General features: G+C 34.6%; 17 protein-coding genes. 11 read left to right on the top strand and 6 right to left on the bottom strand.

Annotation, left to right across the window (positions count from 1 at the left end; translation table 11 throughout):
• Positions 1–459 precede the first annotated feature (459 nt).
• Positions 460–1,134: a hypothetical protein gene (locus tag ACQKP0_RS00575; protein ID WP_427403864.1), complete on the bottom strand. Its 675-nt coding sequence runs from the start codon at positions 1,132–1,134 to the stop codon at positions 460–462.
• Between the two features lie 123 nt (positions 1,135–1,257).
• On the opposite strand from ACQKP0_RS00575, the gene ACQKP0_RS00570 reads away from it, so the two are divergent.
• Positions 1,258–1,653, top strand: a complete 396-nt coding sequence (locus ACQKP0_RS00570; protein ID WP_427403863.1) for a hypothetical protein — start codon at positions 1,258–1,260, stop codon at positions 1,651–1,653.
• Positions 1,654–1,757: 104 nt separating this feature from the next.
• Here the strand turns inward: ACQKP0_RS00570 and ACQKP0_RS00565 are convergent, their stop codons facing one another.
• On the bottom strand, positions 1,758–1,991 hold the full coding sequence (locus ACQKP0_RS00565) for a DUF3888 domain-containing protein (RefSeq protein WP_427404158.1): 234 nt from the start codon (positions 1,989–1,991) through the stop codon (positions 1,758–1,760).
• A gap of 357 nt (positions 1,992–2,348) precedes the next feature.
• Positions 2,349–2,783 (bottom strand): very short patch repair endonuclease, encoded by a 435-nt coding sequence (locus ACQKP0_RS00560; protein WP_427403862.1) that lies wholly within the window; start codon positions 2,781–2,783, stop codon positions 2,349–2,351.
• A gap of 556 nt (positions 2,784–3,339) precedes the next feature.
• Here ACQKP0_RS00560 and ACQKP0_RS00555 point away from each other — a divergent pair.
• The 5 genes from ACQKP0_RS00555 to ACQKP0_RS00535 all read left to right on the top strand — a co-directional run bounded on the left by ACQKP0_RS00555 (position 3,340) and on the right by ACQKP0_RS00535 (position 4,937).
• A complete protein-coding gene (locus tag ACQKP0_RS00555) occupies positions 3,340–3,810 on the top strand; it encodes a hypothetical protein (protein ID WP_427403861.1) in 471 nt (156 codons plus the stop codon).
• Between the two features lie 85 nt (positions 3,811–3,895).
• Positions 3,896–4,099, top strand: coding sequence for a hypothetical protein (locus tag ACQKP0_RS00550; RefSeq protein ID WP_427403860.1), 204 nt, complete (start codon positions 3,896–3,898; stop codon positions 4,097–4,099).
• Complete coding sequence (locus ACQKP0_RS00545; protein WP_427403859.1) at positions 4,096–4,317, top strand: hypothetical protein; 222 nt, start codon at positions 4,096–4,098, stop codon at positions 4,315–4,317. Before ACQKP0_RS00550 ends, ACQKP0_RS00545 begins: the two co-directional genes overlap by 4 nt.
• Complete coding sequence (locus tag ACQKP0_RS00540) at positions 4,314–4,595, top strand: hypothetical protein (RefSeq protein WP_427403858.1); 282 nt, start codon at positions 4,314–4,316, stop codon at positions 4,593–4,595. Before ACQKP0_RS00545 ends, ACQKP0_RS00540 begins: the two co-directional genes overlap by 4 nt.
• Positions 4,596–4,670: 75 nt before the next feature.
• Positions 4,671–4,937, top strand: coding sequence for a hypothetical protein (locus tag ACQKP0_RS00535; protein WP_427403857.1), 267 nt, complete (start codon positions 4,671–4,673; stop codon positions 4,935–4,937).
• A 244-nt stretch (positions 4,938–5,181) separates the two neighbouring features.
• On the opposite strand, the gene ACQKP0_RS00530 is transcribed toward ACQKP0_RS00535, so the two are convergent.
• Complete coding sequence (locus tag ACQKP0_RS00530; RefSeq protein WP_427403856.1) at positions 5,182–5,673, bottom strand: hypothetical protein; 492 nt, start codon at positions 5,671–5,673, stop codon at positions 5,182–5,184.
• A 112-nt stretch (positions 5,674–5,785) separates the two neighbouring features.
• Positions 5,786–6,418, bottom strand: a complete 633-nt coding sequence (locus tag ACQKP0_RS00525; RefSeq protein ID WP_427403855.1) for a hypothetical protein — start codon at positions 6,416–6,418, stop codon at positions 5,786–5,788.
• Positions 6,419–6,678: 260 nt separating this feature from the next.
• On the opposite strand from ACQKP0_RS00525, the gene ACQKP0_RS00520 reads away from it, so the two are divergent.
• Positions 6,679–6,894, top strand: a complete 216-nt coding sequence (locus ACQKP0_RS00520; protein ID WP_427403854.1) for a helix-turn-helix domain-containing protein — start codon at positions 6,679–6,681, stop codon at positions 6,892–6,894.
• Between the two features lie 788 nt (positions 6,895–7,682).
• On the opposite strand, the gene ACQKP0_RS00515 is transcribed toward ACQKP0_RS00520, so the two are convergent.
• Positions 7,683–8,552 carry a helix-turn-helix transcriptional regulator gene (locus tag ACQKP0_RS00515; protein WP_427403853.1) on the bottom strand — a complete coding sequence of 290 codons (870 nt, stop codon included), beginning with the start codon at positions 8,550–8,552 and terminating at the stop codon, positions 7,683–7,685.
• A gap of 88 nt (positions 8,553–8,640) precedes the next feature.
• On the opposite strand from ACQKP0_RS00515, the gene ACQKP0_RS00510 reads away from it, so the two are divergent.
• From ACQKP0_RS00510 to ACQKP0_RS00495, 4 genes are all read left to right on the top strand, one after another.
• Complete coding sequence (locus ACQKP0_RS00510; protein ID WP_427403852.1) at positions 8,641–9,339, top strand: DUF4386 domain-containing protein; 699 nt, start codon at positions 8,641–8,643, stop codon at positions 9,337–9,339.
• 315 nt (positions 9,340–9,654) lie between these two features.
• Entirely contained in the window at positions 9,655–10,155 is a 501-nt protein-coding gene (locus ACQKP0_RS00505) for a DUF1456 family protein (RefSeq protein WP_427403851.1), read from the top strand.
• A gap of 27 nt (positions 10,156–10,182) precedes the next feature.
• Entirely contained in the window at positions 10,183–10,890 is a 708-nt protein-coding gene (locus ACQKP0_RS00500) for a M48 family metallopeptidase (protein ID WP_427403850.1), read from the top strand.
• 232 nt (positions 10,891–11,122) lie between these two features.
• Positions 11,123–13,351: an AAA domain-containing protein gene (locus tag ACQKP0_RS00495; RefSeq protein ID WP_427403849.1), complete on the top strand. Its 2,229-nt coding sequence runs from the start codon at positions 11,123–11,125 to the stop codon at positions 13,349–13,351.
• Positions 13,352–13,727 lie beyond the last annotated feature (376 nt).

Genomic DNA, 13,727 nt, shown 5'->3' with positions numbered 1-13,727 from the left:
TAGAACACCAATTTAAGTAATTTTAAAAAATAAAACTTCCCTGCCAAAATACAGAGAAGTTTCCGAGACTAACCTCCTTTTATAATATTACCTTAAGGAGAAACTTGCAAACGATTCAACTCTATTTTAAATACTTGACCAAAAATGCTGTTTATAAAATTAGATTTATTAATTGTCCTAAAACGTAAAATGCAAAAAAGTAAATATAGATTTTCCTTTTTACGGTATTATTGGTTAACTTTCGTTATTGAACTAAAGCCCCCTTTAGCCACCCATGCAGCAGAGCTGCACCACAAAGAATGAAAATGGTTAAGTACTGTCAATACTGATATGGACCTTAATCCAGTCACGCCCTCCTCATTTTTTTTTTAGCAATTGAGCAGGGTCTTCTTAAGAATTGCTTTTTTTATGTTTAAAGGAAACTTATTTTCATGGTAGTTTAAGAAGAATTAAACAACTTTATTTGTAGGGCTGAAAGACCACTGATTTTGCTTGATACATTTTGTCTCGATATTCATAAGTAATAATAACTTCACCAATAGAGTGTGCTGGAGAAACTTGTGCAGTTAACCTAACGATAAGGTGATTGTTTACTACTTCATATTTAATAATGCCCCCAAAATATATATCTTTAAATACATTCTCAGGCTTGATACCGACTGGACTTATATCTACAACATATTTCTTGTCTCCAATACTTATTTTCGCTTCAGTTGGTGTTAAACTGGTTTTCGCATTTTTCAATACTACTGCAAGGGGGTTATCAACAAGTACCTCGCCAAATCTATTAGAATCTGTTTCAAATACATAAACTTCTTCATCTAAAACACCAGTACCATAACCTTTCGTCAGGATTATGATTAATTCTTTCTTTTCATCCTTGTTGATGTCTTTGTAGTATATTTGCGGGGCATATGTTGGGTTTGTAACGTTCATCCAAAAAGGTCTTGAGGAAGTCCTTCCCTTAAAGTCAATTTTGAAGTTATAATATAAATCATCGATTTTTTTTGCATACATACTTATATCATCCTTAACTGACTTCGCAACCATATCGTATCCTTTAATTGTTGCCTCTGTTTTATCAGGGACAATAACAAGAAGATATACCATTATAAAAATAATGTATCTTTTCATTAGTTAGCACCTCATTTTAGTGTTCCCTAAGTTGATTCCTTATTCCACTAACCTGCCCCTTTAGTTGAACAAGCACATACCCAATTCCTATATAGTAAATACTACTTTTTGAGGTGAGTCCAATTGATAATTTTAAAATCGTTTCTTATTCTAAGTCTTTTCACCGCGTTTCAACCTGTTGATAACCAAAAAGTTATGTCTCAAGCCCCTAAAATCATTAGCTTTTATACTGATTACCCAAAGGATGGAATTTGGGTTCAAATACCAAAAGGGACAAAGAAGATAACATTTAATGTGAAAGCTGATAATACCGAAACCGTCTTGTTTTGGTTAATACCAACAGGTACTCATACCTGGAATAAAAGAAAACTCATTGGCTATGACATTAAAAAGGATGATAAGGATAATCAATTTTCTATAACTTGGATTATTGACCGACCTTCCCTTCTTGACCATTTATATATACAAGCGTTAGGTGAAGGAATAGCGAATGATACTCTTAACTTGTATATGGAATGAGGTTTGTTCAGCTTCTTCGCCTAACCTTCCCTTTTAGTACAACAAAAAGGCTGATAATCTTTTTAATTAACAGCCTAACCATATTAATTGAATAAAAGATAAAATCAAGGAATATTAAAGTTCTTCCACTCATTTTCTGGAATTATTCTATTGTAGTAATCAATGGGTTTGATTATGTATTTATTAATTCTGAAAGTAATAATCTCTTCTATATAAGGAGGATTATGTGGACCCTGATAACTTACCACTCGAACTTTTACCGTAATAGAACCCTTTTTCACATCATCTTGTTCGATATCTAATACCCTCTCGCTCCCACTAAACCAATCTACTCTAATAACTGAAAAGATAGGTCCTCGTAGAATAGGAACCGTTTTTATCGAACCGATACTCTTAATTCATTTTAAAACAACTATTTGAAACTATTTGAAACCATTTGAAATTTATGCTCCATATTTCTAATTCTTACTTTACCACATGTTGTTGATAATTGTTGATTTGTATAACCAAAATGAGTTGATACTCTATGATAAGGGAACGACTTTTACAATTGAAATATGCTCGAAATTATCAATCATTCCACAACAAATGTTATAGATGTAAGACAGAACTGGCTTATTGTATCCAAACTGTGAAAATTGGTAATAAAACTATAGAAAATGCTAAGGTTCTTACGTGTCCAAATTGTTCATAAATTAACGAGGATGATTAACAAAGTTCTTTTTTATAATTTCTATGAAATCAGCTATTTCATCCACAGCACCATAAAAGTCCTTTTTAATCTCATGCTCCCATATTCTTTTTACATTCCACCCATGACTATTATAATAATCATTTACCTCTTTATCACGTTGCTGGTTGCGTAGAAGTTTTTTTTTCCAATATTCTTGATTGCTTTTAGGTTGGTTGCAGTGAAGGGGGCAAGCATGCCAAAAGCAAGAGTCAATAAATATAACGATTTTATATTTCTGTATAGAAATGTCAGGTTTGCCGAACATGGAGTTCACATTTTTTCTAAATCTGTACCCTCTTCTCCAAAGCTCCTTTGTTATGCGGTTTTCCAGCTCTGACTGGGAACGGATGGATTTCATTGTTTTGCTTCTTTTTTCTTTAGACATATTATCTGCCATCAGTTTACACCCCTTTATTGTTACCGTTACTTTACCCTGCTCCATAATAAAAATATTAAAAATTTTACTATGTATAGTGAAAAGGCAGGAGGTAATGTATAATAATTAAAAAATATATAACCTTTAAAGGCTTTGACTATTCGTGTTGTTAAAAAAAAACGACAATAACGACTATAGTCAAAGCCTTTTCTTGTTTAAGAATGTACTTTTAATAAATTTTAGGAAAGAGGCAGGGATTCAGGGGGAATTAGTGCGGTTAAATTTACAAAGGAGGAGTTGGAAGAAATGAATAGGGTAGCTGGATAGGAGTATGAAGGAATTATTCCACGTGTAAAAGGACGGAAAATTGATTATAACATAATCCAAGGCTTCCCAGAACGTACTGAAATTGTTAGAGGAGAACTTTTGTGGTCAGTTGGGGAAAAAATCAGTAATTTTTGGGGTATTAGCCAATACTGGGATGGAATTTTTGGTTTCTATACTGCCAAAAAAGTCCTTAAGTGAACTTAGAAATGTGTTATCTGAATACTATGTTGATTCATTGAGGTGAATATAGATGAGTTTTCCAAAAAAGTGTCCTTATTGTGGAACGGATAAGAATGATTTAATCGGTTGGGTTAAAAATGATTATTTAAAAACCTGGGAATGTAATAAATGTGGAAAAAAGTGGGATAGGGAATTTGAAATGAATGTTAAGTATTATTATGAAATGTTGGTAAATGTCCATATTGTCATCAATGGAAATGAAAAAGAACAGCACAATTTTTGGAGAGGCGAAAGCTACAAAAAGATTGAATTTGATGATGCTTGTATAAATGTAGAATCACTCTTAGAAAAAAAACTATGCAAAACTGAAAATCATGAGGCTTATGATTCAGACAAAATAACTCAAATCAATGGAGAGAAAAGAGCAATAGCAGCAAATCTATTAAGAAAATATCCATTTATGTCTGTTCAGGATGTAGCAGAATCAACCAGGCTTACACTGGAACAAGTAACCAAGTTGGAAAGGGAAGTGCGAAAATGAGTGACAGATTAAGCAATGAAGAATATATGGTTATTGGCTATCAAAAGGCACAAAAGAAATTGCAACCAAACTGTTAGCAGAAGACATGAAAGTAAGTTTTGTAGCATCAGTAACAAAATTGAGTGAAGAAATAGTCGAAAGAATTAGGTTGGACCATAGTCCGAGGATTAAAAAGATAATTAGAAACATGGTAAAAGACGATGTTGAAGACGATGTCATAGCAAAATACTTAGAAGTTCCAAAATCACTTGTTTATGAGGTTAAAGAAAAGATGGAGGAAAATCAATGAGTGAAGGTTTGAATCAGCAAGAACGGTATGGCTATATGGCAAAGGTATTAAAAAAACACTCATATGCTATCCAATATATGAGTGAAGAAAATCTTAGAGATTACGTGGAACTTATCCACTTGTTTTTAAAAAGCGAAAATCACATCAGTCAGATGGGGAATGTATCCACTATGGAATTGATTGTTAAAAACACTTCGAAGGAGGAAGGGTTCAAATGAAGGAATATGAAAAAGGATATAAGGAAGCTCAAAGAGAAATCGCCAAGAGAATGTTGGAGGATAAAATTAGAGACCATTATGTGTCATTGTGGACAGGATTATCTATTGCAGAATTGGTTCTTCTTCAACATAAAGAGGAAATTGAACCGTTGCTAAAAGATGGGACAGAAATTTATGATATTTATTTTGCTTCTCTTATTTTAGAGATATCTTTTGAATCAGCATTAGATGCAGTTGAATTATTAAAAAGGCTTAGAACGGAAGAAATGGAACGATGACACGATAAAGAAAAAGTTCTTCACTTGAGGATTTCTTCTTTTGTTCCGTTTGTATCATTAAAAGGGAGGAAAATCATGATTATTGACCGTTTTGAATCGCACATGGATAAAAATTTTGAATACTATTTCATAGGAGACACAACTGGAAAGTATATTCAATTTTGTTCTAACAAAGAATTGGAAGTTGGTATGCCTGTCATAATAGGCGACTTGCTTTCTACACATATTTTAAAAGTTTCTTCAATTAGAGAAGTACATAAAAAGAAAGTAGTTGAATTTGAGGATTACGAAGTGACCTTTTGTTCTCAAACATTAGTGAAATATGATGATTTAAATTGGTAAGCAAGAATAAGTTTCCTGAAACAATGTCCATATTGTTCTGCAGATAAGGAAAAATAGTTGGTCAAAATTAATCTTTGGGTGCTTTTTATTGCTCTGGTCATTTAAAGTTTATTATAAGGGACAAACATACCTCACAACAAGAAATCCCGCTGACATTAAGAAAACATCTCCGCTGCGGAGATGTTTTCTATTTAAAATGTTATACCATTTTAGAAATTCTTATTAATAGTCAAGATTTATTGTCTTAAGAAGAATATTTTAAAATAAAATCAACAAATGCTTGAGCGATTAAATCTTGTATTTTTAAATGTGGAAATTGCCTTTCGCATGTCGAGGTAAACTCTTGATAGATAGAATCATTTACCTTGATATTTTTATTTACGTACTTGGCTTTAGTTTCATATATCTTTTTATCAAGAATTAACCTGATGCCATTTTCTTGATTCGATAAAAGTTTTTTTAGTACGTCAAAGTTCTCTTTGATGAATAAAAGCTCCTCATTATAATCGGAAGTTTTTATTTCTTTCTCTGGACTATTTATCCCCCTCAAAAACTTAAAATATTTTTTATCTCTTTTAATAAACACATAATCTCCTTTTTGCATTTCGGAAGAAAAGCTGCTCGAAGGCATATCGAGTAATTTTGCGATGTCAGGTAACTGCATTGTTTCAAGCATTTTGTTTATCTTTTTTACACGTAAATCTGGATTCATAGTTAAGAATTCTTCTTTATTCAAACCAGTCAACTCCTTTGCTATAATAAATTTTTTATAATTATAGTTGGAGTGCTGATACTTTATTCCCCGATTATGTTGGACTTCCTTTAATGAGAAATCGACAGAATTTCTTTTATATAGCGTCTTTATCTAAAAATTTTAGAAACGGGTAATAAGGAGACATTTTGTAAATATCATTCAATAGGTTATCTCTCTGTACCCCACTGCTGTTAGCAATTTGTTCGGCTAATTCAAAAAAGCCTTTAACTTTCTTGGTTGCATTAAGAATGCAAGTTTCTTCTTTATCAAAACGTGTTCCAAAATCCTCCTCATATAGATAAAATATAGGTTCTTTAATCATCATGGCGTATTTCAGCTTTATCGCACCCTTTATTAAGCCACTGAAATCTTCAAAAGTATGCCAATCCTCAAGCATCTCTATGAAAAAACAGGTTTGGTGAAAATGTATAGGACAAAGACGGAAATCAAAATTAAGTAAACTTTTATAGAAACATTCTTTTGATGAATACTGGAAATGAGCCTCATAATTATTTATTTTCATGTGTTTTATTGTCATTGCTGTCAAATATTCAAAAGTTTTATCACCAAAACATAATTTGCATATATGTCTTTCATTTTCCTCCTTTTCTGCATTAAAAAGATTGCAATAAGTGCATTGGAGACGGATATCTCCCCTATCATATGCTTTTGTACAAACTTGTCTAAAAATTGGACCATGTAATAAAGTCGATTTTCTAAATAGCATTTTTAATCCCCCTCTTTCTTTTTAGGGATTAATATTCATTTCATTTTGAAGAAATATTCATTACGATTGAATTTTTTTATAAAAGATTGGAAAAGGTAATAATTTGATGACTATAGTCGATGGAAAAAGTATCTTTTAAAATTCAGTTGCTTCAACCTTTATTACCTATATTGATTAAAGCGGAAGTAAAAGTATATAATATATAAATTTTCAATAAGGTTTCTTGTTTGTAGAAAAATTTTTAGGGAGGAATTTAATTAATGCAGGGGGATTTTGGTGAAAGGTTGAAACAAATTAGAAATGAAAAGGAAATACCAATTGAAAGATTAGCAAACGAAACTGGGGTATCGGTACAAGTTTTAAATGCAATTGAGGAGGGACAGAAAAAGCAACGATTTAGTTTCCCAATTTTGCAAAGGATTGCAAATGTTTTAGAAATTGACATTGAAGATGTAATTGAGGTAAAGATATTATAGAAGTAAATATTCATAATGAATATTCAATCGGAGGAGGAGGCATTAGTTGAAGCACTAATGCCTGGTTTTGTTTTTGGTTTAAAGGTGAATATCTTGCATCTCAATATATTTTATTCTATCGTCAGCACACAAGCCATGTGGAGTGTGTATCCCAGTTGGGATTAAAATAGGACTGAAATTAGCATTCAAGACAGTTAGTGTTAGATTGTTGCTAAGTATTATCTAATGCTTTCATAATAAGATCTTCAACCATCAGGCACTTTCCAAAAGGAAAGTGCTTTTTTAGTCGCTTAGGAAATTATAAAATATTCGCACTGTGGATAACTTTATGAAGAGCGAGGTTTACGTCTAGCGCAAGCAGCCGTCGGCTAGCGGATTTCTCCGTCTCCTCCCTACGATAAGTCAACATCGGCTCGTGAACTACCTCACCGTGTTTCCTTTATCTCAGTCGAAGACTACGAAATCCGTACGCTAGAGCTGCGGCGCTTGCGCTTTTGTTCTTGTGTTCATAAAATAAATCTTACATTTTCCTTAACTAATCATTTATTTAAATTGGTTAAGGATTAAAAAATGCGCATTCTCAATTTGATGAACTGAAATTAAGTGTATTAGTTGACCTATGGCAGCTCAAATGAGGTGCCTTTTTACATTGCAGAATATGCCTCTGGTTACCAGTACGAATTACAGCAAGATTTGGAAAGTTTTATTAAGACCATGATGTTATCTTTTTATCAGTAATAATAAATTTTTTAATGAGAATGGAGGAGTTTAAAATAAAAAAAGTTCCATTAAACATCTGAATCTATGGGCAGTTTTTTGATTGGTACGTATATGTGATAGTCAGAATCAAGCGTGTGAATGTTTTTAAAAACTTGAATAAGTTCAATATGTGAATTCTCGGGTTCCTGCTTGGAGATTTTTAAAAATCTGGCAAAGTCAGTGACGAGGACATCTCCTATGTCGAGTAAATCACCAAAGTATCTGAATCTGGCACAAAAGAGTTGTGGTACATCAATGTTAAAGTAATAGGGCTTATCAATCTGCAAATCATGTGGAATCCCAAATAAAACTTTGAAACGAGTTGAATTTGGTTGGCAATTAGAATAGATGACGTAACATGAACCGCTGATGGTTTCATCGATGTTGTTTAACAGCATTTTGGAATGAGAGCGAATCTTTGTCTTGTAATCGTCTGTTGCTAGATCGACTTCAAAGGCAATGCCGCATACTTGAATTGCTTCGAATTCTGTAAGGGTGAAATCAGTGACAATATCACCATTGATGTTTTTTATGGGTCTTTTAACGACTAATGGTATTGGTGCAAGAGGTACCGTCACATTTTTTTCTCTGAGTGAGCTTGGCGCTATACCGTATTGGCGTTTGAAAGCGCGGGTGAAAGATGATGGAGTTCCAAAGTTTAGTTGATACGCAATATCTGTTAGTGATAGGTTTTCATTTTGAATTAATTTTACGGATGAATTTAACCTCCTGGATAGTATGTACTGGTTTAATGAACAACCCATCATTGCAGAAAAAAGTCTATGAAAATAGTATTTAGAGATGTTGAAGCTATTGGCAACAGAATCCAATGATAGCGGACGTTCTAAATTATTTTCAATATTGATTAAAGCCTTTTCTATTACTTCATAATGTTCCATCGTATCACCTTACATCAAATATTTTTTTATTTTCTAATTAGTCTAACATATGAAGTTCTAAAAGTAATTATTTCAAGGGGGTAAAAAAATGACACGAGACCGAGTGAATGGGATTATAATAGGAGTATTTTATATTGTTGCGGCCGTTACTTCTATAATAGCGGTTGTCTTATATAAACCAGTTTTATCAGATCAATGGTATATGACGGTCATAAATGGACATGAAACGAACGTTTTGCTTGGTGCTATCAATGACCTATTACTCGTAGTGATGGCAATTGGAACAGCAGTTATGCTTTTTCCTTATCTTCGTCGTTGGAATGAACACATAGCATTAGGGTATCTTTGTTTTCGATTTATGGAGGCTGTTTTTATTGCAATAGGAATAGTGAGTATATTAGGTTTATTAAGTATTAGTATACAATATGAAACAGGGGACTTTACAAATGAAGAGAATCTTTCAGCTATAGGTTTCATGTTACAGTCTCTTTATCGTTGGACTTCTCAGTTAGGTCCGAATTTCATGTTAGGTTTAAATACAGTTTTATATAGTTATTTACTTTTTCGAACAGCTATCGTGCCAAAGCTGTTAGCACTATTTGGTATGATTACCGCTGTGATGGTATTCATAGCTGGTTTACTAGAAATGTTTGGTCTAGTAGAACCATATTCTGCTGTAAAAGGACTTATTGCTTTACCAGTAGGTGTTTATGAAATGAGTTTGGCATTTTGGTTAATTGTGAAGGGGTTTCATAAGAAAAATCTTGGGAAATTAAAAGCGAAATAGTGTCTTCAAGTAGTAACTGTAAATGTAAAAGGGGTAAGCAGGTTTTAACCATTATTGGGAACCTGCTTCTTTCTTTGCAATTAAATTTATGATTTTTTATGAGCTACGTTAAGACGATCGTAGTTGTATTTCATACACAACGTCTTTCCTCATTTTGATTTTTCATAGTTGATATGTTCAATTAATGATAAATTTATTTTTTACGTTTTTTATGTCAAAATAAACTGAGAGGTTTTAGTGTTCAAGATTAAAAGGTCATTTCTATTTCTCAATGGCACAAATAATAGGAATTTTTTATAAATAGGAGGTCTAATAATGGATAATAACGATATATTAATTCGATTAAGATATGCATTGGAATTAAAAAATAAAGAGATGGCGGAGATTTTTAAACATGGGGGAGTAGAGGTATCAGTACCAGAGGTGGTCAAGATACTTACAAAGACATACAATGAAGATGATTATGAGAATGAGGATCAAATCAAATGTACACACAGTATGTTAGACTCGTTTCTAAATGGTCTTATTATTTATAAAAGAGGAAAACAAGAGCCGAAGCCTGGACAGCCTAATCCACCAGAATCTCCGTTAAAGACGAGTGGAAACGTGAATAATCTTCTGTTAAAGAAAGTCAAAATAGCATTGGCTTTAACGACTGATGATATATTGGATATTTTCGATAATGCAGGATTGAGGGTATCAAAAGGAGAACTAGGGGCTTTATTAAGAAAAGAAGGACATAAGAATTATAAAGAGTGTGGAGATAATTTCGCTAGAAACTTCTTAAAAGGATTAGCGATCAAATACAGGGGATGATGCTCTTTAAGAATTCTTGGTGATGACATGATACATACTTACGCAGGTGCGACCATTCGTTTTGAAATCAGGTACAAAAACAGAACCTCCATAGGAATTACCATCGATAACTATGGAAATATTGAAGTCCAAGCTCCGAAAAAGACACCTGATGAAAAGGTGTTGCACATATTAGAAACGAATTGGGAACTTATTCAGCAAAAATTAAAAGAAGCGAAGGATAGACTGCAAGGTCCACAGGAAAAGGTCTATGAGAATGAGGAGAGCTTTCTTTATTTAGGCAAGCCCTATCCGATAAAGATTATAGAAGATCATAGTATTACCCAAGACCATGTCGTGTTTGAGGGAGATAGGCTCCTTATCTACGTGAAGCAGCTTGAAAATGAGAAGATAAAGCAATCATTGAAAAGATTTTATTTCCAGCAGACCAAGGCTATAGTGCGGAAGAGTATCTCTACCTATCAATGCCACTTCAAAACAAAACCACGTTCCATACGTATCACTGATAGTACAAAAACATGGGGAACCTGTGATTCAAACCGCCAATTAACATTTAATTGGCGGCTAGCTATGGCACCACAGGAGGTCATTGACTACGTAATCGTTCACGAAATGTGTCACATGATCCACCTCAACCACGATCGATCCTTCTGGCGCATGGTTGGAAAAATCATGCCTGACTATAAGGAAAAAGAAAACTGGTTAGCTTTTTCAAATTGGAAAATGACTGTATAGGGACAGGTACCTTGCCCCCTATTATTATATATAGAGCATAGGGACAGTTCTTTTGCAAAAGAACCGTCCCTATGCTTTTGATCTACTACTACCAACCAAGCCTTGTGGAATCCATCACGTAAATAATTTTAAAATAAAATAAGTGCCTGTAACTTTCTGGAACTTGTCAATATCTTTTCGACATGTTACTGTAGGTCACTGGCTCTTTTTAGTAAATAACAAGGGGAAGCAAATGACAACAACCAAAACGTATATCAAAGAATGGCAGCAAGCACTGCAACAAGAGATTAATCACCTAAAAAAGTTTGGTGGCAGCCGCTATTCTGTAACAAATGGAAGACTGTTATCGAACGACGGCACCTATAGCTACTATTTTGATACAGCTATCTCATTAAGGATACCAGTTGGTTCCTTCATAAAATTAGAATGGGGAACGATGAAAAGTAGTGGAAAGGTGCTTTCCTCTGAAGGCAGGGGAGTTATTCTTGAATTAGAACAGAACTTTGGTGATCTCATCCCGGATGCTTATCTGCTGCATGACCCTTGGGAACTGCTTGAACAATTAATAGAGCGGTTGGATGAAATCAAAAAAAGCAAACAAAAGCGGCTGCGAGTGAAGAGATTGATGAATCCTTCCATGGAAACAAAACATCCCGAGGAAAAGATCAAGAGTAATGTCCATGAATTGATTTTGAGATCTAAATACAATCCTGCCACGTTTGTCTGGGGGCCACCGGGTACCGGAAAGACATACACTTTGGCCAGAACTGCAGCTAACAAATATTTCCAGAAGAAGAAAGTGCTGATTTTATCGCATAGCAATCAAGCTGTTGATGTGTTGATGAGTGAAATGACTGATTTTATAAAAAGGAAAAAAAGATTCAGAGAAGGGGATGTGCTCCGCTACGGAGGGAACATCGGGGAAACGCTATCTGCAAATCACGATATTACCACAAATCTGCTTATTGAAAAGCAGGACCCGCTCCTTGCCCAGGATAGAGAGAGACTAGTTGAAGAACGACGCCACTTAAAGCAAGACTTGGCCCATTCTTTCAGTAAACGAGATTCGGATCATCTGCTGGAACTAGAAACAAAGATTGCTAGGATACTGGAAAAAGTCCGGAAGAAAGAAGTTCAATTAATAAAAGATGCGTTCATTGTCGGAACGACGCTGGCAAAGGCGGCTAGTGACAGTGCTGTTTATGACCCGGATTATGACATCGTCATCCTCGATGAAGCAAGTATGGCTTATGTACCACAGGCAGCTTTTGCCGCAAGCCTAGGAAAGCGAGTCATTATTTGCGGTGACTTCAAGCAATTGCCTCCGATTGCTTCAAGCCGGGATCCGCTTGTTACCAAATGGCTGAAAGAGGATGTGTTCCATAAGGCAGGTGTAGTGGAATGGTTGAATGAAAGGAAACTTCACCCTCAGCTTTTTTTATTAAAAGAACAGCGTAGGATGCACCCTGATATTTCAGCTTTTACCAACCGGTACATCTATCATTCACTGGTTGGAGATCACGAAAGTGTTAATAAAAGCAGAAATAGCATCACAAGCCTTGCTCCTTTTAAGGAGCAAGCTGCTGTACTTTTAGATACCAGTTTCACGGGCTTACATTGTGTAAGCGATAGAACCACCAATTCCAGATTCAATCTATGGCAGCTATTGCTGTCTTTTCAATTGATTCATGAAGCATATATGGGTGGTGCTAAATCAATCGGGTATGTGACACCATACCGTGCTCAGGCGAATCTTATGGAACTGCTTCTTGAAGAGATATATGAGAAAGAGCGCAGCGGGGCGGATATTATTGCAGCCACTGTCCACCGATTCCAGGGGAGTGAACGTGATGTGATGATATTTGATACGGTCGATAGTGCCCCGCAAGATCGGGCTGGTATGCTAATAAACGGCAAGGAAAGTGAACGTTTGATCAACGTAGCCATTACGAGAACGAAAGGAAAATTTCTTCACGTCAGCAACAGAAGTTTTATCGAAAAGCACATTTATAAAGGAAAAACGTTGCGGCAACTTGTTGACCATCAAGTCAGAAACAAACAAACGGTTACAACAAAAGAAATTGGTTCATGGATTCGAAACCAACAATCAAAATTAAGATGGATTCATGCACGAAAAGTGGAAGCTGTTTTTCAAGACTTGAGATCGGCAAAATCATCGATTATCATATCCTTGCCAGAGGGAACCAAGTTATCCGAAGAATGGACCAAGCAGTTATTTGATAGAGAAAAACGAATAAAATTGACCGTTATTTCCAATCAAAAGTATAGTAATTACGATGACTGGCTAGAAGAGAGCTTTCCATTTCCGTTTGTGATGATTGACGAGAAAGTTTTGTGGCTGGGACTTCCGCTCGAAGGCGCCAGAGGGGTCCAGCCCCCTTTTGTAGCGGCTAGGCTTAGTTCGAGTAAAGTGTGTGAATTTTTGTTAAGACAGATATAGTTAAGCTGTTTTACCTTAAAGAATTTTAATGTGTTATTTGCACACGCACTCATGTGGAGAGACATCGAGCCATTTGAAATTATTAGCTTTGTTTTAAAAGAATTGTATATCCCATCAGCATCCTATGTGTTGCAACATACATTCTGGACATGTGGAGTGCTGTTCACTACTTGTAAGGAAAGAACAATAAGAGATATATCAGTGAGTAAAGAGCCTTTCCGACAATGGGAAGGCTCAAGATTTGTTAGATAATAAAAAAATATTATAAGGATTGATTATCGTCGGTCATTAACTAGGTCTTGAATTAAGTGCAGTAGTAAAACATATAGAACGTACAGTGTTAAGATTATTTTTATTAGGGAATTTATAATTTGGG

The sequence above is a fragment of the Heyndrickxia sp. NPDC080065 genome, assembly GCF_050281185.1.
Taxonomy (GTDB): domain Bacteria; phylum Bacillota; class Bacilli; order Bacillales; family Bacillaceae_C; genus Heyndrickxia.
This window is presented reverse-complemented; position numbering and strand designations above follow the sequence as displayed.